Source organism: Rubrobacter tropicus (genome assembly GCF_011492945.1).
In the GTDB taxonomy this organism is placed as follows: domain Bacteria; phylum Actinomycetota; class Rubrobacteria; order Rubrobacterales; family Rubrobacteraceae; genus Rubrobacter_D; species Rubrobacter_D tropicus.
The window spans coordinates 2,182,605-2,200,953 of the sequence record NZ_CP045119.1 but is presented as its reverse complement, the minus strand read 5'-3'; the positions used below and the strand labels follow the sequence as shown (position 1 = coordinate 2,200,953).

General features: G+C 67.7%; 16 protein-coding genes, 2 tRNA genes and 3 pseudogenes. All 21 read left to right on the top strand.

Annotated elements, in window-relative coordinates; translation table 11 throughout:
• Positions 1 to 31 precede the first annotated feature (31 nt).
• The 21 genes and pseudogenes from GBA63_RS10970 (at position 32) to GBA63_RS10870 (ending at position 18,340) form a co-directional block, all read left to right on the top strand.
• A complete protein-coding gene (locus tag GBA63_RS10970) occupies positions 32 to 679 on the top strand; it encodes a CHC2 zinc finger domain-containing protein (RefSeq protein WP_166176035.1) in 648 nt (215 codons plus the stop codon).
• The gene (locus GBA63_RS10965) at positions 643 to 1,893 is read left to right on the top strand and encodes a toprim domain-containing protein (RefSeq protein WP_323127042.1); all 1,251 of its coding nucleotides are present in this window, start codon (positions 643 to 645) and stop codon (positions 1,891 to 1,893) included. Before GBA63_RS10970 ends, GBA63_RS10965 begins: the two co-directional genes overlap by 37 nt.
• A 43-nt stretch (positions 1,894 to 1,936) precedes the next feature.
• Positions 1,937 to 2,009, top strand: a tRNA-Asn gene (locus GBA63_RS10960).
• Positions 2,010 to 2,039: 30 nt separating this feature from the next.
• Positions 2,040 to 2,113, top strand: a tRNA-Ile gene (locus GBA63_RS10955).
• 302 nt (positions 2,114 to 2,415) lie between these two features.
• Positions 2,416 to 2,892 (top strand): division/cell wall cluster transcriptional repressor MraZ, encoded by a 477-nt coding sequence (gene mraZ / locus GBA63_RS10950; RefSeq protein WP_166176031.1) that lies wholly within the window; start codon positions 2,416 to 2,418, stop codon positions 2,890 to 2,892.
• Complete coding sequence (gene rsmH / locus GBA63_RS10945) at positions 2,892 to 3,821, top strand: 16S rRNA (cytosine(1402)-N(4))-methyltransferase RsmH (RefSeq protein WP_228282546.1); 930 nt, start codon at positions 2,892 to 2,894, stop codon at positions 3,819 to 3,821. Before mraZ ends, rsmH begins: the two co-directional genes overlap by 1 nt.
• On the top strand, positions 3,821 to 4,261 hold the full coding sequence (locus GBA63_RS10940; protein ID WP_166176029.1) for an FtsB/FtsL family cell division protein: 441 nt from the start codon (positions 3,821 to 3,823) through the stop codon (positions 4,259 to 4,261). The genes rsmH and GBA63_RS10940 overlap by 1 nt, the downstream gene beginning before the upstream one ends.
• On the top strand, positions 4,221 to 6,080 hold the full coding sequence (locus GBA63_RS10935; RefSeq protein WP_166176027.1) for a peptidoglycan D,D-transpeptidase FtsI family protein: 1,860 nt from the start codon (positions 4,221 to 4,223) through the stop codon (positions 6,078 to 6,080). Before GBA63_RS10940 ends, GBA63_RS10935 begins: the two co-directional genes overlap by 41 nt.
• Entirely contained in the window at positions 6,077 to 7,453 is a 1,377-nt protein-coding gene (locus GBA63_RS10930) for a UDP-N-acetylmuramoyl-tripeptide--D-alanyl-D-alanine ligase (RefSeq protein ID WP_166176025.1), read from the top strand. The genes GBA63_RS10935 and GBA63_RS10930 overlap by 4 nt, the downstream gene beginning before the upstream one ends.
• A pseudogene (gene mraY / locus GBA63_RS10925) lies at positions 7,446 to 8,440 on the top strand (phospho-N-acetylmuramoyl-pentapeptide-transferase). Before GBA63_RS10930 ends, mraY begins: the two are co-directional and overlap by 8 nt.
• A 3-nt stretch (positions 8,441 to 8,443) precedes the next feature.
• The gene (gene murD / locus GBA63_RS10920) at positions 8,444 to 9,775 is read left to right on the top strand and encodes a UDP-N-acetylmuramoyl-L-alanine--D-glutamate ligase (protein ID WP_166176023.1); all 1,332 of its coding nucleotides are present in this window, start codon (positions 8,444 to 8,446) and stop codon (positions 9,773 to 9,775) included.
• Positions 9,772 to 10,926 carry an FtsW/RodA/SpoVE family cell cycle protein gene (locus tag GBA63_RS10915; RefSeq protein WP_166176021.1) on the top strand — a complete coding sequence of 385 codons (1,155 nt, stop codon included), beginning with the start codon at positions 9,772 to 9,774 and terminating at the stop codon, positions 10,924 to 10,926. The genes murD and GBA63_RS10915 overlap by 4 nt, the downstream gene beginning before the upstream one ends.
• Positions 10,817 to 11,917, top strand: coding sequence for a UDP-N-acetylglucosamine--N-acetylmuramyl-(pentapeptide) pyrophosphoryl-undecaprenol N-acetylglucosamine transferase (locus GBA63_RS10910; protein ID WP_228282419.1), 1,101 nt, complete (start codon positions 10,817 to 10,819; stop codon positions 11,915 to 11,917). The genes GBA63_RS10915 and GBA63_RS10910 overlap by 110 nt, the downstream gene beginning before the upstream one ends.
• On the top strand, positions 11,914 to 13,266 hold the full coding sequence (gene murC / locus GBA63_RS10905; RefSeq protein ID WP_207957200.1) for a UDP-N-acetylmuramate--L-alanine ligase: 1,353 nt from the start codon (positions 11,914 to 11,916) through the stop codon (positions 13,264 to 13,266). The genes GBA63_RS10910 and murC overlap by 4 nt, the downstream gene beginning before the upstream one ends.
• A 5-nt stretch (positions 13,267 to 13,271) precedes the next feature.
• Positions 13,272 to 13,550: pseudogene (locus tag GBA63_RS24350) on the top strand (FtsQ-type POTRA domain-containing protein); the annotation flags it as partial.
• Between the two features lie 97 nt (positions 13,551 to 13,647).
• Positions 13,648 to 13,935, top strand: a complete 288-nt coding sequence (locus GBA63_RS10895) for a hypothetical protein (protein ID WP_228282418.1) — start codon at positions 13,648 to 13,650, stop codon at positions 13,933 to 13,935.
• 6 nt (positions 13,936 to 13,941) lie between these two features.
• Complete coding sequence (gene ftsA / locus GBA63_RS10890) at positions 13,942 to 15,141, top strand: cell division protein FtsA (protein WP_166176013.1); 1,200 nt, start codon at positions 13,942 to 13,944, stop codon at positions 15,139 to 15,141.
• Between the two features lie 45 nt (positions 15,142 to 15,186).
• A pseudogene (gene ftsZ, locus GBA63_RS10885) lies at positions 15,187 to 16,262 on the top strand (cell division protein FtsZ).
• A gap of 17 nt (positions 16,263 to 16,279) precedes the next feature.
• Complete coding sequence (locus GBA63_RS10880) at positions 16,280 to 17,044, top strand: polyphenol oxidase family protein (protein WP_166176011.1); 765 nt, start codon at positions 16,280 to 16,282, stop codon at positions 17,042 to 17,044.
• The gene (locus GBA63_RS10875) at positions 17,041 to 17,769 is read left to right on the top strand and encodes a YggS family pyridoxal phosphate-dependent enzyme (RefSeq protein WP_166176009.1); all 729 of its coding nucleotides are present in this window, start codon (positions 17,041 to 17,043) and stop codon (positions 17,767 to 17,769) included. Before GBA63_RS10880 ends, GBA63_RS10875 begins: the two co-directional genes overlap by 4 nt.
• On the top strand, positions 17,759 to 18,340 hold the full coding sequence (locus GBA63_RS10870) for a cell division protein SepF (protein ID WP_166176007.1): 582 nt from the start codon (positions 17,759 to 17,761) through the stop codon (positions 18,338 to 18,340). The genes GBA63_RS10875 and GBA63_RS10870 overlap by 11 nt, the downstream gene beginning before the upstream one ends.
• Positions 18,341 to 18,349 lie beyond the last annotated feature (9 nt).

Sequence of the window (18,349 nt, the reverse complement as noted above, 5' to 3'; positions counted from 1 at the left end):
ATTTGTACATCGGTACAACGGGGGACCTGGGTTGAGGATCTCGCAGCGCAGCATCGAGGACGTCCGCGAGGCGGCCAACATAGTCGAAGTAACCTCCGAGTTCACGGCCCTGCGCCGCCAGGGCGCCCGCTTCTCCGGCCTCTGCCCCTACCCCGACCATCAGGAGAAAACCCCCTCCTTCAGCGTCTCCCCGGACAGGGGCTTCTATTACTGTTTCGGCTGTCAGCGGGGCGGCGACGCCATCAAGCTGCTGATGGACCTCAAGTCCCTCGACTTCGCCGAGGCCGTCTCTTATCTGGCTGAACGCTCCGGCGTCGAGCTGGAGTACGAAGGCGGGGGAGACGCCGAAGCCGCCAAGAAACGCGCCGGCCGAAGACGTGCCATCTATAAGGCCCTCGCCGCCGCCGCCATCTACTACCACAAGTACCTGCTGAAGTCCTCGAGCCCCGAGGCGCAAGGGGCCCGCGACTATCTCAAAGGCCGCGGATTGGAGCATTCTACTATAGAAGAATTTCGTTTGGGGTACGCCGCGCGTGGGGGATCCGGGTTCTCTCAGGCGGTGAAGAAGCTCGGTATAGAGAGGTCGAGTCTGGATGCTGCCGGGTTGTTGTCTTCGCGTGGGGGGAGAGGTTTGGGGGGAGGATCACGTTCCCCATCTCCGACCGGCGAGGCAGAATAGTCGGGTTTGGGGCGCGGGCCATGGGCGACGCCCAGCCGAAGTACCTCAACTCCCCGGAGACGGAAATCTTCAACAAGCGGGACTTACTCTACGGTTTTCCGCAGGTCGCGCAGGCGGTGAGCAGGGAGCGGGCGGCCCTGATAGTCGAGGGCTACACGGACGTCTTGATGCTCTACCAATCCGGGATAAAGAACGCCGTGGCGACCCTCGGCACGGCGACTACGCCGAGCCACCTCAAGACCCTGAGCGGCTACGTGGACAGGATCTACATGCTCTTCGACCCGGACGCGGCGGGGGAGAGGGCGCTGGAGCGCGCCGATGCGACCGTCCAGGAGCTGGAGCGAACGAACAATTCGGACGACGCAGACGCGGCGGTCGAGGCGACGAGGTTGAAGCTAGATCTGCGTGTATTGCGGCTCTCGGCGGACCCGGCGGACTGGCTTCTGGAGCACTCCGCTGAAGAGTTCAGGTCCATGCTGACTTCGCAGGCGATGCCCCTGCTCGAGTACATCTTTCGCCGCAAGGCCGAGTGGGCGCGGGGCGCCGACGCCACCGAAAGGTCCCGTATACTGCCGGAGATCAGGACCCTCATCAAGCGGATCGACGACCCCGTCTTCCACGAAGAAGCCATCCGTCTTGCTTCCGAGACCCTGGGCGTGAGCCAGGAGGCGCTGCAGGTGAAGCGAAATCGGCCGCCCGTCGAGACGCCGGTCCGCGCGCGGCGGCCCCCTGCCCGAAACCCGAGTCCCTCACCCGACTTTGGCAACCCGCTGCTAGAGGCAGGGCGCGAGACGCTGGCGGCGATCCTCGCCCGCCCCGAACTCAGCGCGGAACCTTTGAGACAGGGGGTTCGCGTTCCCGCGCTTTCCGAGCCGTTGATGCTGTTGCCCGAGGACTTCGGCGATGAGGCCCAGGCCCGCGTCTTCGCCGTGCTCAAAGAGCACGCGGGGGCGAACATGAGCGCCGTCTTCTCCGACGAGCGGGCCCGTCCCCTGATGGACCTTCTCATGACCCTCGATGCCGAGGCGGCGAGGATACGCCGGGACGGCCTCTACCCATCCAAGGCCTCCATACGCGAGCTCTGGTTGCGACTCGTGATCCTCAGCCGCCGCCGCACCCAGCGCGAGACCGACGACTACGACGAGAAAGAGACGCTCCGCAAGGAGATAAGATCCCTCGAAGAAGCGCGGCGAGGCTCCTCCTCGACGCCTTGAAGCGGCCACGGCCACACCGTATAATCCACCCCGCTGCAACCTTTCCCCTGTAGCTCAATTGGCAGAGCATTCGGCTGTTAACCGAAGGGTTGCTGGTTCGAGTCCAGCCGGGGGAGCCGGACGGTGCCCCCAGGGCATACCGCCCAGGGCCCATAGCTCAGTTGGTTAGAGCATCCGACTCATAATCGGACGGTCCCAGGTTCGAGTCCTGGTGGGCCCACTAATAACCGCCGCCGCGCCGCTCCTCATCCCAGCCTCAGCCCCCTTTCAACCACCGTTTTGCAAACACCCAACATCTTGGGTGCGTCGAACCTGGCTACCCCCACATCTCACACGTCGCCCGCGATCCGCCCCGACGCACCCCAAGCCCGTTACCCACCGTGCATAGAATATTTTGTAGGGGGTCCATACCCCTTGGGGGTGGGTATAGAGGCCGATTTCGGGTCCTGGAGGCCCTTTTGACCCGCTCTGCCGGTGCCTACGTTGCTTATTTTCCGTGCATATGCAAGAATTTCGCCAGTTGTGGGTCAAAGTGGAGCGGAGTGGGAGGTCCAGGCCACGGCCCTTTTAGGCGAGTACGAGCACACGCTGGACGAGAAAGGGCGCCTGACCCTCCCATCCCGCCTCCGTCCGTATTTCGAGGGTGGGATCGTCGTGACCAAAGGGGTGGACCGTTGTTTGTTCGCCTTTCCACCTGAGGAGTGGGCTACGTTCAAGGCCAACATCAAAGCCAACGCGGATCTCTCGGCGCGGGGCCGCCAGCTCTCTCGCATGTTCTTCTCGATGGCCTTCGAAGCCACGCTGGACAGGCAGGGGCGCGTCCTGATCCCGACGAAGCTGGCCCGCTACGCCGGCCTTCAGCGCGACGTGACCGTCACCGGGGTGGACGACAGGTTGGAGATCTGGGACACCAAAGAGTGGGATAGCTACGTCTCTGGCGCGGACGAAGATTTCTCGGAGATCGTCGAGGAGTTCGCCGGCAGGGAGCTCGGGGCTTGATGGCGACCGGGCACAGACCGGTCCTGCTCGAAGAGGCCGTCTCGGCCCTCGCGCTCGAAGAAGGCTCTGTAGCAGTGGACGCCACCTTTGGGGGCGGCGGCCACGCGCGTCGCGTGCTGGAAGAGGTCGGTTCCGGGAGCGTGATCGGGATAGACCGGGATCCGGCCGCGGCAGAAAGGGCCAGTGACCTTTTGCGCGACGACCGGTTCTCTTTTTTGGCCGGTCCTTACGACGAGGTCTTGTGGGAGATGGTCGAGAGGGGGGAGCGTGTCGACGCGGTGCTCTTCGACCTCGGGCTTTCGAGCTTCCAGATCGACGAGCCCGGGCGCGGCTTCTCTTACGTCTCCGAGGGTCCGCTGGACATGAGGATGGACCCCGGGTCCGGGGTGTCGGCGGCCGAGTATTTGAACACCGTCGAGGTGGCGGAGCTGATCGAGACGCTCGGCCGCTACGGGGACGTGCCGCGCGGGGAAGCCAGAAGGGTGGCGCGGGAGATCGTGCGCCGCAGGCCGCTCGCGACCACGACGGACCTGCACGACGCCGTGCGGGCCGCCGTCGGGTGGAAGGAGCGCGGCGGAAACCCGGCCAAGCGGGTCTTCCAGGCCGTGCGCGTGCGGGTCAACGACGAGCTGGAGGGTCTGCGGCGGGCGTTGCGGGCGACGGAGCGGCTGCTCTTGCCGGGCGGGCGTCTCGTGGTCATCACCTTCCAGTCCGGGGAGGACCGGATCGTGAAGCGCTTTATCGCGGAGCGCGAGGGCCGGTGCGTCTGCCCGCCCGAGTTGCCGGTCTGCGTCTGCGGCGCGAGCCCCGTCTTCCGGCGGGGCGCGGTGGTCCGGCCGTCTGAGAGCGAGGTCAGGGAGAACCCGCGCAGCGCCTCGGCCCGGTTGCGCTCCGCCACGAGGACCGCAGAGCCCACGGGGGATGACTGATGGCCGCGCCGCAGCGGCGGTACCGTTCGACGCTGCCGACGCAGCCGGCGCTGCCCCCGTGGGAGCAGGCCCCGCGGAAACCCCGGGTCGGGAAGGTCCGGCGCAAGGAGCGGGGGCGAAGGGGGCGGTTGGCCGTCCTGGTGCTCGTCCCCGTGCTGTTGATGTTGGGCAGCGTCTACCTGCACACCGTGTCGGGCGGGCTCGAAAGCCGGGAGGCGGCGCTGCAAGAAGAGCTCGACGGGGCCAGAGCTTCTGGGGAGAGGCTCGAGGTCGAGGTCGCGAAGTTGTCGGCGGCGGAGAGGGTGCGGTCGTTAGCCCGGGAGAAGCTCGGGATGCGGGACGCGGGAAGCGCCGATCTGCAAGTGCTGGGAGACGGAAAACGGGAGGATGGGACCTACGATGAGGGAGAACAGAGAGGAGGGGAGCCGCGGGCGCGCTAGGCGCGCGAAGGACCGGAGAGCAAGAAGAGCCGGAGTCGGCACCCCAAAAAACTCCCTCCGGAGATCCCGGAAGGGCAGAGAGGCCGGGCCTCGCGTCGTCCCGATCGCGGGCCGTCGCAGCACGCGCTCTAATAGAAACACCGGGTACAGGAAGTTCGAGGGGGACCCTGTCGGCAACAAGACGCCCATCGGGTACGGGCGGTTGCGGGTCGTGGCGGCGGTGTTCGTCGTGATCGGCCTCCTGCTGGGCGCGAGGGCCGTCCACATCGGCCTGGTCGACGACGAGCGCTACGGGGCCTTCGCGTCGGAGGTCGGGATCGAGCAGTTGGCCTCGCCCGGCGTCCCCCGCGGCAGCATCTTGAGCGCCGACGGGCGCGAGCTCGCGAAGACCCTTGAGGCGGCCCGGATCGTCGCGACCCCGTACCTCATCGAGGACCCGGCATCGACGGCGAAGTTGCTGGCGGACGTTCTCGGCCCGGCCGTCGGCCTCACGGAGAAAGAGATACTCGCGTCGCTCTCCGCCACCAGCCCGACCGGCGAGCCCGCCGGCTATAGCGAAGTAGCCGCCGACGTACCCCCCGAAGCAGCGCGGAAGATCGAAGAGAAGGTTGCGGAGTTGGGAGTCGGGGGCGTCGAGACCGAGCCTGACACGGTAAGGGTCTACCCGGAAGGCGCCCTCGCGAGCCAGCTCACCGGCCACCAGGGGGACTTCGGCGAGGCGTTCGGCGGCGTCGAGTCCGGACAGGACCAACGGCTCGCGTCCGGCGAAGACGTGAACCTCACCATTGATACAGCCGTCCAGCAGGAGCTCGAGGACGCGCTCGAGGCGACGGTCGAGAAGCACGAGGCGAAGAGCGCGATCGGCCTGATGATGCGCGTCGAGGACGGCTCTATCGTCGCCCTCGCCAACTCGCCCGGCTTCGACAACAACGAGTTCGGCGAAGCCTCCCCCGAGGCCCAGCGCAACAGGGTCCTGACAGACCCCTACGAGCCGGGGTCGACCTTTAAAGCCTTCACCGTGGCCTCGGCACTCGAAGCGGGCGCCGTCTCGACCCGATCAACCTTCGTCGTGCCCGACAGCATCGCGGTAGCTGACCGCATAATACACGACTCGCGGCCGCACGAGACGAAAGTCATGGAGCCGGCCGACGTGATCCGGGAGTCGAGCAACGTGGGGGCCATCCAGATCGCCCAGGCGCTCGGCGGACAAAGGTTGCACGACGCGATCCTGCGCTTCGGTTTCGGCGAGCCGACCGGCGTGGACCTGTGGGGCGAGGACCCCGGGATCGTGCCGGCCTACGAGGATTGGAGCGGCTCGTCCATCGGCAACATCCCCATAGGCCAGGGTTTGACCGTGACGCCGCTGCAGCTCGTGGCCGGCTACGCCGCGCTCGCCAACGGGGGGCAGAGGGTCACGCCGCACGTCGTGGAGCGCGGGGCCCCGGCGCCGAAGGGGCCCAGGGTGATAAGCGAGGAGACCTCGGATATAGTAGGCACGATGTTGCAGGGCGTAGTCGAAGACGGGTCGGGCCACCTGGCGCAGATCCCCGGTTACACGGTGGCCGGCAAGACCGGCACCTCCCAGAAAGTCGATCCCGAGACCGGCGCCTACACCACCGAGTACGTCTCTTCCTTCGTGGGGTTCGCGCCCGCGACGGATCCGGAGTTCGTCATGCTCATCGCCGTGGACGAACCGCAGACCACCTACTGGGGCGAGTTGGCCGCGGCCCCCTACTTCCAGGACGTCATGAGCTTCGCCCTCGGCTACTACAACGTCCCGCCCGACGACCCGGCCTCGCAATCCGGGGAGACCGGGTGAGACCGGCCACCCTCCAGGAAGTAGCTCTTGCACTCGGAGGCGTCCTCCACGGTGCCGACGGGAACGCGGAGGCACGGGGAGCGGCCACGGACTCCAGGCAGGCGCGGGAGGGCGACCTGTTCTTCGCCCTGCGGGGCCGGACCGACGGGGCCGAGTTCGCTGGCGAGGCGCTCGGGCGCGGGGCCGTGGCGACCGTCGCCACGCGTCCCCTCGACGGGCCGACCCTCGTTGTGGAAGACCCGCTGGCCGCCCTGCAGGGCCTCGCCCGCTGGTCGCTGCGGCGTCCCGGGGTCGAGGCCCCCACGGTCGTCGGGATCACGGGCAGCGTCGGCAAGACGACCACCAAGGACGCGCTCTCGGCCGTGTTGCGCGCCGCGGGCCTGAAGGTCTCCGCGACCGTCGGCAACCTGAATAATGAGATCGGGCTGCCGCTTACCGTCCTCGCCGCCGGAACCGCCACGGAAGTGCTGGTGCTCGAGATGGGCGCCGACCACGTCGGCAACATAGCCGACCTCTGCGACACCGCCCCGCCGCGGTACGGCATCCTGACGGCCATAGCCCCGGCCCACCTCGAATCCTTCGGCAGCCTGGAGGCGCTCGCCGCGACGAAGGGCGAGCTCGCCGCCTCCCTGCCCCCGAACGGCTCCTTCGTCTCGCCGCTGGGAGTCCCCGACGCCGCCGTGGCCCCCGGCAAGGACCTCGCCCGGCGCCTCGTCTTCTCCCCGAAAGCGGCCGAGGGCGCCGACCTGTGGGCCTCGGATTTTGCGGAAGACGAGAACGGTCTTCGGTTCGTGGCGCATTTAGGGGGGCTCTCGGCCGGGGTCCGCTCGCCCGTCTTCGGCACGCACCTGGTCGAGCCGTTGCTCGCGGCGATGGGCGGGGCCGTGGCGCTCGGCCTGGAGCTGGAAGAGGCGGCGCGGGGTATCTCACGGCTCAAGCGGACCGGGATGCGCGGCGACGTCTACAGTTTGCGCAACGACGTGCTCGTCTACGACGACTCCTACAACGCCGCGTCCCCGCCCTCGATGGCCGCGGTGCTTAGGTACGCGGCCGAGACGGCGCGTAAGCAGGAGCGTCGCCTCGTCGTCGTGCTCGGGGGATGTTCGAGCTCGGGCCGGGCGCCCGGACCTACCACCGGGAGATCGGGGCGCTCGCGAACGACCTCGGCGTGGACCTGCTCGCCTGCGTCGGCGACGAGGCCCGCTGGTACGCGGAAACCTTCTCCGGCAAGACCCTCCTCTACCCCGACGCGGCCGCCGCCTCCGAGATACGCAACGCCCTCGAACCCGGGATTACCTCATAGTCAAGGGTTCGAGGGGGTTCAGCTCGATACCCTGACCCGTCAGTTAAAGGAAAGTCTAGCTCTTGTTTAGCGTTGTACTCGCGGCGGCCGTGGCTTTCGTGGTGACCGTCGGGCTCGGGTCCACGTTCATAGTCTTCCTGCAGTCGCGGAAGTTCGGGCAGTTCGTCAGGGAAGAGGGGCCGCAGACGCACCTGATCAAAGCCGGCACGCCCACGATGGGCGGGGTCGTGATGCTGATGGGCCTCGTGGCGGCGCTGTTGGTGGTGGCCCGGCCGAACGCCGCCACCTTCGCCACCCTGCTGCTCGTGGCCGTTGTGGCCGGGATCGGGCTCTACGACGACTGGCAGAAGATCTCCAAGAAGCGCCCGGAGGGCCTCAGCGCCCGCTACAAGTTCGGGCTGCTGACGCTCGCCGTCGTATTGGCAGACGTGCTCTCCCTCTACTACGTCGGCGTCACCCAGACCGTGCTGGTGCCTTACTTCGACCTGAGCCTCGTGCTCGGGCCCGGGATAGTCGGGCTCGCGCTCTTCAGCGGGTTCCTGCTGCTCGTGATCGCCGGCACCACGAACGCCGTGAACCTTACCGATGGCCTCGATGGGCTCGCGGCCGGGGCGGGCGCTCTGGCGTTGCTGGCGTACACGGCCATAGCGTTTTTGGAGCGGCAGTACGACGTCGCGATCATCTGCGGCGCGATGGTCGGCGCGATCATCGGGTTCCTCTGGTACAACTCCCACCCCGCCGATGTCTTCATGGGGGATACGGGTTCGCTCGCCATCGGGGGCGTTCTGGCCGCTGCCGCGGTGCTCACCAAGACGGAGTTGTTGCTGCCCGTGATAGGGGGGCTCTTCGTGATCGAGGCCCTTTCGGTGATGATCCAGGTCGCCGTCTTCAAGCTGACGGGCAGGCGGGTCTTCAAGATGGCCCGATCCACCACCACTTCGAGTTCCTCGGCTGGGAGGAGAACAAGGTGGTGGTCAGGTTCTGGATCGTCCAGGCCGCCTTCTCCGCCCTCGGCTTTTTTCTCTACTACCTGTTCCTCTACAACACGGTCGGCTGACCCATGAAGACCCTGGTCTACGGGCTCGGCGAATCGGGCGTCGCGGCGACCCGCGCCCTCCTCGAAGCGGGCGAGGACGTGATCGCCGCGGACGCCAACGACGGCGAACGCCTGCGGGCGACGCTCTCCTCGCTCGGCGTGGAGGGAACCCTCGCGGCGGGACCCGAGGTGCTCGATGGCGTCGACCGCGTCGTCGTCAGCCCGGGCGTCAGGCCTTCGGACCCGGTGTTGGGGGCGGCGGAGGATCACGGTATTCCCACCATCTCCGAGGTTGCACTCGGCCTGGAGCTTTTGGGGCCAGGGGTACGCGTCGCCGCGATCACCGGGACCAACGGCAAGACGACGGTCGCTGACATGCTTCATCGGGTACTCGAAGCGGCCGCGGTGCCGCACGCGGTCGCCGGGAACTCCTGGCGGGCTCTGACGGGATGCCTCGACGAGGTCGGGAGTGCCGGGTTGCTGGTGCTAGAGGTATCGTCGTTTCAACTCCACTACATGACGGAGCCCGGTTTCGACGTGGCCGCGCTGTTGAACACCCGCCCGGACCACATGGACTGGCACGCCTCCTTCGACGAATACCGGCGCGACAAGCTGCGCGTCTTCGACGGCCAGGGTCGTGAAGACCTCGCCCTCGCCAGCGCCGGAGACCCGGTCGGGCGGGAAGCCGTTCCGGGCCTTTCAGGCAGGCCGCTGCTCATCGGCGAAGGAGACACCGGGATTCTGGACGGGGCGTTGACCCTACGAGGCCGGCCCATCGTGCGTGCCGACAAGTTGCCGTTTGCCGGCACCCACAACTACGAGAACGCGCTCTTTGCGGCCGCTGCCGCGGAATGGCTTGGCGTGGAGGCGGAGGCTATCCGGGACGGCATTCTGGCGTACCGGCTCAAGCCACACCGGCTCGAGGTGGTGGCAGACAACGATGGTGTCGTCTACGTGGATGACTCCAAAGCCACCAACCCGGCGGCGGTCGCGGCCGCCCTCGGGGGGCTCGACCGGACGGTGGTGCTGATCCTCGGCGGTTCGGAGAAGAACACGGATTTCTCGGAGATCCTGCCCCAACTCGGGAAGTGCAGGGCCGTGCTCTGCCAGGGGGAGGCGGGACCGCGGCTCGCCGATTTTCTCGAAGGGCGGGGGTACGGCGACGCCGTCGAGCGTTTGCCTGACCTTGGCTCCGCCGTTTCCCGGGCGTCCGATGTGGCGCGGGCCGGCGACGTCGTGCTGCTCTCGCCCGGGTGCGCGAGCTTCGACCAGTTCGCCGGGTACGCCGAGAGGGGCGAGGCCTTCGCCGATCTCGCCAGGGCGCTCGCCGGGCGGCAGGGGGTGGCGGGACGATGACGGGGGTGAGGGCGAACCTGTTCTACGTCTCGCTCGGCCTCTCGTTGCTCGGGGTCGTGATGGTCTACTCGGCGACGTACAGGTTCCAGGGGACGAACGCCCTCGAGGTCAGGCTCGTACACCTGGCGCTCGGGCTCGCGGTGTTCGCGGCGGTGAGCCGGGTCCGCTATACCGTCTGGCGCAAATACTCCGCAGCCCTTTACGCCGTCGTCCTGGTGGGACTGGTCCTGGTGCTGGTACCGGGAATCGGGCAGGAGATAAACGGCGCGCGCCGGTGGCTCGACGTGGGTTTTATGAGCCTTCAGCCCTCGGAGTTCGCGAAGATCGCGGCCGTGATCTTCTTGAGCTGCGCCCTGGCCCGGTTGAAGCCCGGCTCCGGTCTGCCCTTGAAACCGCTGGCGGCCGTCGGGGTTCTGTTCGGGCTGGTGCTGATCGAGCCGGATTTTGGCACGTCGGTGATCCTGCTCGCCGGGGTGGCCGGGTCTTTGTGGGCGTCTGAGGTTCGGACAAGGGACCTCGTGCTGACGGGCGTGGGCGCCGTCGCGGCCCTCGCCGTCGTCATGCTGCTCGCACCCTACCGGCGGGAGAGGTTTTTGACTTTTCTGGACCCTTTGGCGGTCGCGGACACCTCCGGCTACCAGAACGTGCAGGCCATGATCGCGATGAAGGCCGGCGGCGTCTTCGGGTCGGGGGCCGGGTCCGGCGGACGGGGGGCCATCGTGCCGGAGATCAACACGGACATGATCTTCGCCCTGATCGGCGAAGAGCTGGGCCTGCTCGGGATGGTCTGCGTCATAGCGGCGTTCTGCTTTTTGGCGCTGTGCGGCGTGAAGATCGCGCTCGATGCCCCGTCGGTAATGGCCCGCTGCGTGGCGGCCGGGCTGACGACGATGCTCACGGTGCAGGCGGTCTTCAACATGGGGGCCGCGATGGTCGTGCTGCCGCTCGCCGGGATGACGCTCCCCTTCGTGAGCTACGGCGGGTCCAGCCTCCTGGTATGCTTCGCCGCCGTCGGGATCCTGTACCGAATATCGGAGGACAGTGAACGAGCCAGAGAGATCAAACCAAAGCCCAAATCCCGCGCCGCGGATCTTGATAGCCGGCGGCGGGACCGGCGGGCACGCGATCCCCGCGCTCTGCGTGGCCTCTAGCTTGAGATCCATGAACGCAAACGTCGAGTTCGTAGGCTCCGTATCGGGCATCGAATCGACCCTGGTCCCCAAAGCCGACTTCCCCCTCCACGCCCTCCCCCTCACGGGCCTCGCGGGCAACCCCATAGCCCGCGCCCGCGCCGCCACCCTCTTCCTGAAAGCCATCCGCTCTTGTAAACGCATAATACAACGGTTCGGGCCTGGCGCCGTTCTGGGAGTGGGAGGATACGCGAGCGCGCCCGCGGTGGTGGCCGCGAGGACGCTCGGGGTGCCGACGCTGCTGCACGAGCAGAACTCCGTGCCCGGGCGGGTGAACCGGCTGGCCGGCCGGCTGACGAGGGAGACGCTCGTTACGTTCCCCGCCGCGTTGGAGCATCTGCCCGGCGCCGTGAGGGTGGGAATGCCCACGCGGCCCGAGTTTTTCGGAGTTTCGAGGGAGAAGGCGCTGGAGGATCTCGGGCTGGAGCCGCCCGTGGTCGTCGTCTTCGGCGGGAGCGGCGGCGCCCTCAAGCTGAACCTCGCGGCCGCCGGGGCTTTTGCCGGGACGACGCCGTACACGGTGGTACAGGTCTCTGGCCGCAGGGACTTCGCGCGGCTCTCGACCCAGAACCCCAGGCACAGGATCCTGGAGTACGTCGACGACATCTGGAGGTACCTGGCCGCCGCCGACCTCGTGGTAAGCCGGGCGGGCGCCGGGTCCCTCTTCGACATCGCCGCCGTGGGACGCGCCGCGATCCTCGTGCCGTTCCCGTTCGCCACGGGCGGCCACCAGCTTCACAACGCCCGCTACTTCACGGAGCGCGGGGCGGCCGAGCTCATGATGGACGACGAGGTCACGGTGGAATCTTTGAGACGGCGGGTCGAGAGACTACTAGATGACGACGAGGGGCGCGAAGAGCTCGAGGGGCGGATGGCGGCGCTCGCCACCCCGGATGCGTCCGACGGGGTCGCCCGGCGGTTGCTCGCCGTTGCCGGAGAGGAGAAGAATTGAGAATCCACATGATAGGCATCGGCGGGGCCGGTATGAGTGGCATAGCCGAGGTCCTCAAGAGCCGGGGGCACTACGTATCGGGGTCGGACCTCAAGGAGTCCGCGTACACGAGGAGGCTCCGGGAGGCCGGCGTCACCGTCTACATAGGGCACGACACGGGGCAAGTCGGGGAGGCGGATCAGGTGGTGATCTCGACGGCCATCCCCAAGACGAACCCCGAGCTCCTGGAGGCCCGCCGGCGCTCGATCCCGATCCTCCCCCGCGCCGCGGCCCTTGCCTCTATCCTGGAAGGCGGCCGAAGCGTCGCCGTCGCGGGCACCCACGGCAAGACGACCACGACGAGCATGACGGCCCACGCCCTGAAGTCCCTCGGCGAGAACCCGACGGCCCTAATCGGCGGCGAACTGAACGACATAGGGAGCAACGTCGCCTTCGGCCGCTCGGACCTCGTCGTCGCCGAGGCGGACGAGAGCGACCGCTCCTTCCTCTACCTGCGCCCCCAGGTTGCCGTCGTCACGAACGTCGAGTTCGACCACCCGGACTTCTACTCCTCCCTGGAAGACGTGGTGGAGACCTTCTCGGCCTTCCTCGCCGCCCTCCCGCCGGACGGCCACCTCGTCACCTGCGCGGACGACCCCGTCTGCCTGCAACTGGCGTCTGAAGCCCCGTGCCCTTCGACCACGTACGGTATCTCGGGCGGCGACCTGCGGGCCGAGGTGCTCGGCCCGAACAGCTACACGCTCTTCGAGAGCGGCGAGGAGACGGGGACGGTCGAGCTCGGGGTCTACGGGCGTCACAACGTGCTCAATTCCCTGGCAGCCGCCGCGACGGCCCGCTGGCTCGGGCACGACGCGCTACAAGCCGCGCGCACGCTGTCCGGTTTCGGCGGGGTGAGGCGGCGGTTCCAGCTCAAGGGGGAGCGGGCCGAGGTTCGCGTCGTCGACGACTACGCCCACCACCCGACCGAGCTTTCGGCCACACTCGACGCCGCGCGCTCGACGGTGGGCGAAGGGCGTGTGATCGCGGTCTTCCAACCCCACCGCTACTCTCGCACCAGGGCCCTGCACAGAGAGTTCGGCGGGTCGTTCGGGTCGGCCGACGCGGTCGTCGTAACGGAGGTCTACGGGGCGGGGGAGATGCCCCAGCCGGGGGTCAACGGGAAGCTCATAGTCGACTCCATCTGCGAGACCCCGAACCACCCCGAGGTCTTCTACCTCCCCCAGCAGGACGTCATCCCCCGCGTCCTGCGCGAAGTCTCCGAACCGGGCGACCTGGTCCTGACGCTCGGCGCCGGCGACGTCTCGCAGGTCGGGGAGGAGCTGCTCGAACTGCTGGAGGCCCCGCAATAGAGACCGTGACCTCCCACCTGCGCTCGATCCTCGTCTCCGTGGTCGTCGCGGTGGCGACGACGCTGCTCGTCCTGATCGTGGCCTACCTCGCCTCCCCCGTTGCCGGAATCCGCGTCCAAGGCGCCAACATGTACTCGGAATCCGACGCCTGGGACGCCGTCTCCGAGCACGCAAGCCTGCTGACCCTCAACGAGGAGCGCCTGGAGCGCAAGGTGGAAGCTAACCCTTGGGTCGAGGGTGCCGAGGTGACCGAGAATTACGAATCCGGTATAGTTACCGTTCAGGTTGAGGAACGGCGGGCCGTGCTCGATGCCGAGGTATCGGGGAGCGTAAGGTTCTGGCGTTGGACGGCACGGAGTTGCCTGGGCTCGGGGGGCGGTTTTGAGCAGGGTGGAGTTGGATCGGGACCAGGTAGAGGACGTCTTGAGGTTCGGGAGGGTCTTGAGGGAGAACGGCCTAGAGATGGAGGGGCTCGAAGAGGCCGGCGCCGCCGGTTTCGAGGCGACCGTCGAGGGCCGCCGGGTCGTCTTCTCCGGTGAGGTCACCGCCGAACAGGCCCGCGCGTTGCGGGAAGTAATGGGACGGCATCCCGGGACATCCGTCCTCGACCTCCGCTCGCGGGAGAGAATCGTGGTCGCGAGCGGGGCCGGCGGCGGGACGGAGGGGTAGCGGATCTTGGCGCCCTCTCTCGTTTACGGTATCGACGTCGGCACCACGAAGATCGTCGCCGTCGCGGGGCGCGTGGACGCGCGTCGCGGGTGGGCCGAGGTCCTCTCCATAGGGGAGGCGCCGAGCTACGGGCTCAAGCGGGGCGTGGTGGTGGACCGCCAGGCGGCGGCGGAGTCGATCGCGGAAGCGATGGAGGCCTGCGGCGTGCGCGGCGGTCAGGTGAGCGTCGGTATCGCCGGAAGCCACATCTCGTCGTTCAACACCGAGGTCACCCTCCTCAACCGGAGCCGGAACCTCACGGTGAACGAACGGTTCTTGAAGAAACTTGAGCAGGAAGCGCGGCAAATAGAACTGCACGAGGACGAGCGGATCATCCACGTCGTCCCCCGCGGTTACGTCCTCGACGGCTCCGAGGGCGTCAAGAACCCCATAGGCCTCGCCGCCCGCAAGGTGACGATGCGCGCCCACGTCGTCTGCGGGGCCGTCAGCAGCATCCAGAACCTCCTGCGCGCGGTCGAGGACTGCGGCGTAAAGGTCTCGCGCGTCGCGTTGGAGCCCCTCGCCTCCGCGGAGGCCTGCCTGCACGAGTCGGACCGTGAGGCGGGCGTGGCGCTCGTGGACATCGGCGGCGGCACCACCGACATCGCGACCTTCATGCGCGGCGCGCTGACGCACACGGCCGTCATACCCCTGGGCGGCGAGAGCTTCACCTCCGACGTCGCTTACGGGTTGAAAGTCCCGCAGCACACCGCCGAAGACTTGAAGCTCCGTTACGGGACGGTCCTCTCGACGACCGTGGATTCCGTCGCCGCCGTCAAGCTCGAAGACCGCCACTACAACGCGAATTTCGTCAGCCAGATCCTGGAGTACAGGGCCCGCGAGGTGCTCGAGTACGTCCGCGATACCCTGGACGCGACCAACACCCGCCACCTCCTGCCGGGCGGCGTCGCGCTCACCGGCGGCGGCTCGCTGCTCGCCGGAATGCCGGAGCTGGCCGAGGATATCCTCGGGATGCGCGTCCAGCGGGCGACGCCCCTGCGCGTCAGGGGCGAGATTAAACCTGTACAGAAGCCTCAGTACTCGACGTCTGTAGGTCTGCTATACTTCGCGGCCCGCGACGGTGACCCTGCACCGAAGGGTAAAGGTGCAGGAATTACCAGTTTTGGTAGCATAGTGGAGGCGGTTAAGGGCTGGTTCCGGGGATGATGGACCGGCGAGCCCCCGGAGAGCGTGCGATGGAGGGTTAGAGAAGTGCTGGACGCGGCGACGAACTACTTGGCGGTCATAAAGGTTGTGGGCATCGGCGGGGCGGGACAAACGCCGTGAACCGCATGATCAACTCCGGTCTGCAGGGGGTCGAGTTCATAGCGGTAAACACGGACGCGCAGGCGCTGCAGATGTGCGACGCGGACCAGAAGATCCACATAGGCGAGAAGATCACGCGCGGCCTCGGCGCCGGCGCCGACCCGAAGATCGGGATGGAGGCGGCCGAGGAGAATAAGGCCGAGATCGAGGAGGCCCTCCGCGGCGCCGACATGGTCTTCGTCACCGCGGGCAAGGGCGGCGGCACCGGCACCGGCGCCGCTCCCGTCGTCGCCAAGATCGCACGAGATTCCGGAGCGCTTACCGTGGGCGTGGTCACGCGGCCCTTCGCCTTCGAGGGGCGTCGCCGTTCGACTTACGCCGAGGAGGGCATCAAGCGCCTCAAGGAGAACGTCGATTCGCTCATCATCATCCCGAACGACAGGCTCCTTCAGGTCGCCGAGAAGCGGACCAGCATGATGGACGCGTTCAAGATGGCCGACGACATCCTGAGGAAGGGTGTGCAGGGCATCACGGACCTCATCACGGTGCCGGGCCTCATCAATTTGGACTTCGCGGACGTGCGCACGATCATGCACAACTCAGGCTCCGCGCTCATGGGCATCGGTGAGTCGACCAGCGAGAGCCGCGGTTCCGAGGCCGCCAAGACCGCGATCTCCAGCCCCTTGCTGGAGGCCAGCATAGAGGGGGCCACCGGGATCATCTTGAACATTACCGGGGGGCCCGAGTTGGGCCTGTTCGAGGTGAACGAGGCGGCCGAGATCGTGCACAACGCCGCGCACCAGGACGCGAACCTGATCTTCGGCGCCGTTATCGACGACGCCTACGGCGACCGGGTGAGCGTTACGGTGATCGCGACAGGCTTCGACCAGCGGCTGGCGAACCAGCGCCGATCGGAGCGGGCGGTCGCCGAGCCGCAGCAGCCGCGCGAGGAGGAGCAGCCCGTCGGCGGCTCCGGCGAGGGGGACGTCCTGGACATCCCGGCCTTCCTGCGGCGCAGGTAGCCGCGGCCCCAGGGAGCGTGCGCGCGCGCATCTCGAACCTTCTGCACGACGGCGCCCCCGCCGCCACCCACACGGCGGCCGGGGGCGCCGTCTACGTCTCCCCGCAACCCGGACCCGAGGGGGCAAAGGTCTTCTTCTTCACCCGCCTCGGCGGCGTCTCCCGGCCGCCGTTCGACTCGCTCAACGTCTCGGTGAAAGTCGGCGACGACCCTGACGCCGTCGCGGGGAACATCTCAACGATTCGCGAAGCCCTGGGCGGCGGGCCGTCCGCCTGGGTAAAGCAGGTGGCCGGGGACGGCGTGCTTCGCGTCACCGAGGGCGGGTTCGCCGGCGAGGCAGACGCGCTCGTTACCTCCACGGAGGGGCTCTCCCTCAACGTGGCCGTCGCGGACTGCGTGCCCGTGGCCCTGGTCGGTCAGGACGAGGTGGCTATGATCCACTCCGGCTGGCGCGGGACGCTGGCGGGTATCTCCGGCAAGGCGGCTGGCAGGATGGCCGTTGGAGCGAAGCGGGCATATATAGGGCCGTGCATCCGGGGCTGCTGCTACGAGGTGTCGGAAGAGTTGGCCGGGGCCTTCGCGGCCGAGTTCGGGGACGGTGTGGTGTCGGGGCGGAACCTGTCTCTGCCGGGGGCGATCAGGACGGACCTCGAACGCTCCGGGGTGGAGGTAACCGATCTCGGGCTCTGCACCGGTTGCCGGCCCGACCTGTTCTTCTCCCACCGCAAGCAGAAGCCCGCGACCGGGCGGAGCCTGGCCGCGGTCGTGAAGGTGGGGCGATGACGACGCCGGTTACGGAGGCCGGAATCCGGGAGAGGCTCGACCGCGTGCGCGAGAACCTGGCCGGGGCGCTCGAAAGGTCCGGACGGGGGGCCGGCGAGACGCGGGTGCTCGTCGCGAGCAAGTACTACGCGCCGGAGCAGATAGGGGCGCTCGCGGCCGTGGGCGCGGACCTCTTGGGTGAGAACCGGGCGGAAGATTTGGTCCAGAAGCAGGAGATGTTCGGGGACGCGTTCGAGTGGCACTTTATAGGGCATCTGCAGCGGCGTAAGGCGAAGATCGTGGCGCCGAGGGTTAGGCTGATCCACTCGGTCGACTCGGTGCGGCTCGTGGAGGAGCTGGCAGGAAGGGCGCCCGAGGGTGGGATCGAGGTCCTCTTCCAGGTCAACGTCTCAGGCGAGGAGTCCAAGTACGGGGTCGGGGAGGACGAGGTGGAACGCCTGCTCGAGGCCGCGGCGGGTACGGGGGGGAGGGTACGGGCGCGGGGGTTTATGACGCTGGCGCCGTTGGTTGAAGACCCCGAGCGGGTGCGTTATGTTTTCGCGAAATTGAGGACCATCCGTGATAGGCTACGCGGAAGCTGGAGCCCGCACTTCGATCTCTCCGAGCTCTCCATGGGAATGAGCAGCGACTACGAGGTGGCCGTCGAAGAGGGCGCCACTGTGGTCAGGATCGGGCGGATGCTAATAGAAGAGGATGGGCCCGTTAGGAGGCAAGATGGGAGTTAGGGACCGACTGGACCGGATCGCAGCCTGGTTCGGGTTCGGTGTCGACGAGGACGACTACTACGAGGAAGAAGAGGAAGAGGACCGCCGCTACGCGAACGAGGCGTACGCGAACGGGTCGCGCGGCGGTGAGCCGGGACCTACGGTCAGGCGCCTCGGACGCTCGGAGCGCTCGTCCGCCTTCGGCACCTCCCTCGGCGACCTCTTCGGCAGCGAGGGACCCGGCCGCGGCGGCGACCGCTACGCGGGCCAGAGCCAGCAGCCGTCACATCTGCGTCCCGTCCCCGACCAGCGTCCGACCCGCGTGAGCGTGGTCGAGCCGGCGAGCTTCAACGACGCCCAGAGCCTGGCCGACCGCTACAAGCGCCAGCAGCCCGTCATCCTGAACCTCCAGAACGTCGACGGCGACCTCTCCCGGCGGATGGTGGATTTCTGCTCCGGGCTGACGTACGCGATGGACGGCAACATCCAGTCCGTCGCCAACAGGGTCTTTCTGCTCACGCCGCGCGACGTCGAGGTCAGCGCCGAGGAGCGCAAGCGCATCGCCGAGCGGGCGTTCTTCAACCAGCTCTAAGGGCCGAGG

Coding starts and splice junctions, on each gene's coding strand:
- rsmH (WP_228282546.1), top strand. CDS start 2,892: ATGGCGACCGGGCACAGACCGGTCCTGCTCGAAGAGGCCGTCTCGGCC.
- GBA63_RS10940 (WP_166176029.1), top strand. CDS start 3,821: ATGGCCGCGCCGCAGCGGCGGTACCGTTCGACGCTGCCGACGCAGCCG.
- GBA63_RS10935 (WP_166176027.1), top strand. CDS start 4,221: ATGAGGGAGAACAGAGAGGAGGGGAGCCGCGGGCGCGCTAGGCGCGCG.
- murD (WP_166176023.1), top strand. CDS start 8,444: ATGAAGACCCTGGTCTACGGGCTCGGCGAATCGGGCGTCGCGGCGACC.
- GBA63_RS10915 (WP_166176021.1), top strand. CDS start 9,772: ATGACGGGGGTGAGGGCGAACCTGTTCTACGTCTCGCTCGGCCTCTCG.
- GBA63_RS10875 (WP_166176009.1), top strand. CDS start 17,041: ATGACGACGCCGGTTACGGAGGCCGGAATCCGGGAGAGGCTCGACCGC.
- GBA63_RS10870 (WP_166176007.1), top strand. CDS start 17,759: ATGGGAGTTAGGGACCGACTGGACCGGATCGCAGCCTGGTTCGGGTTC.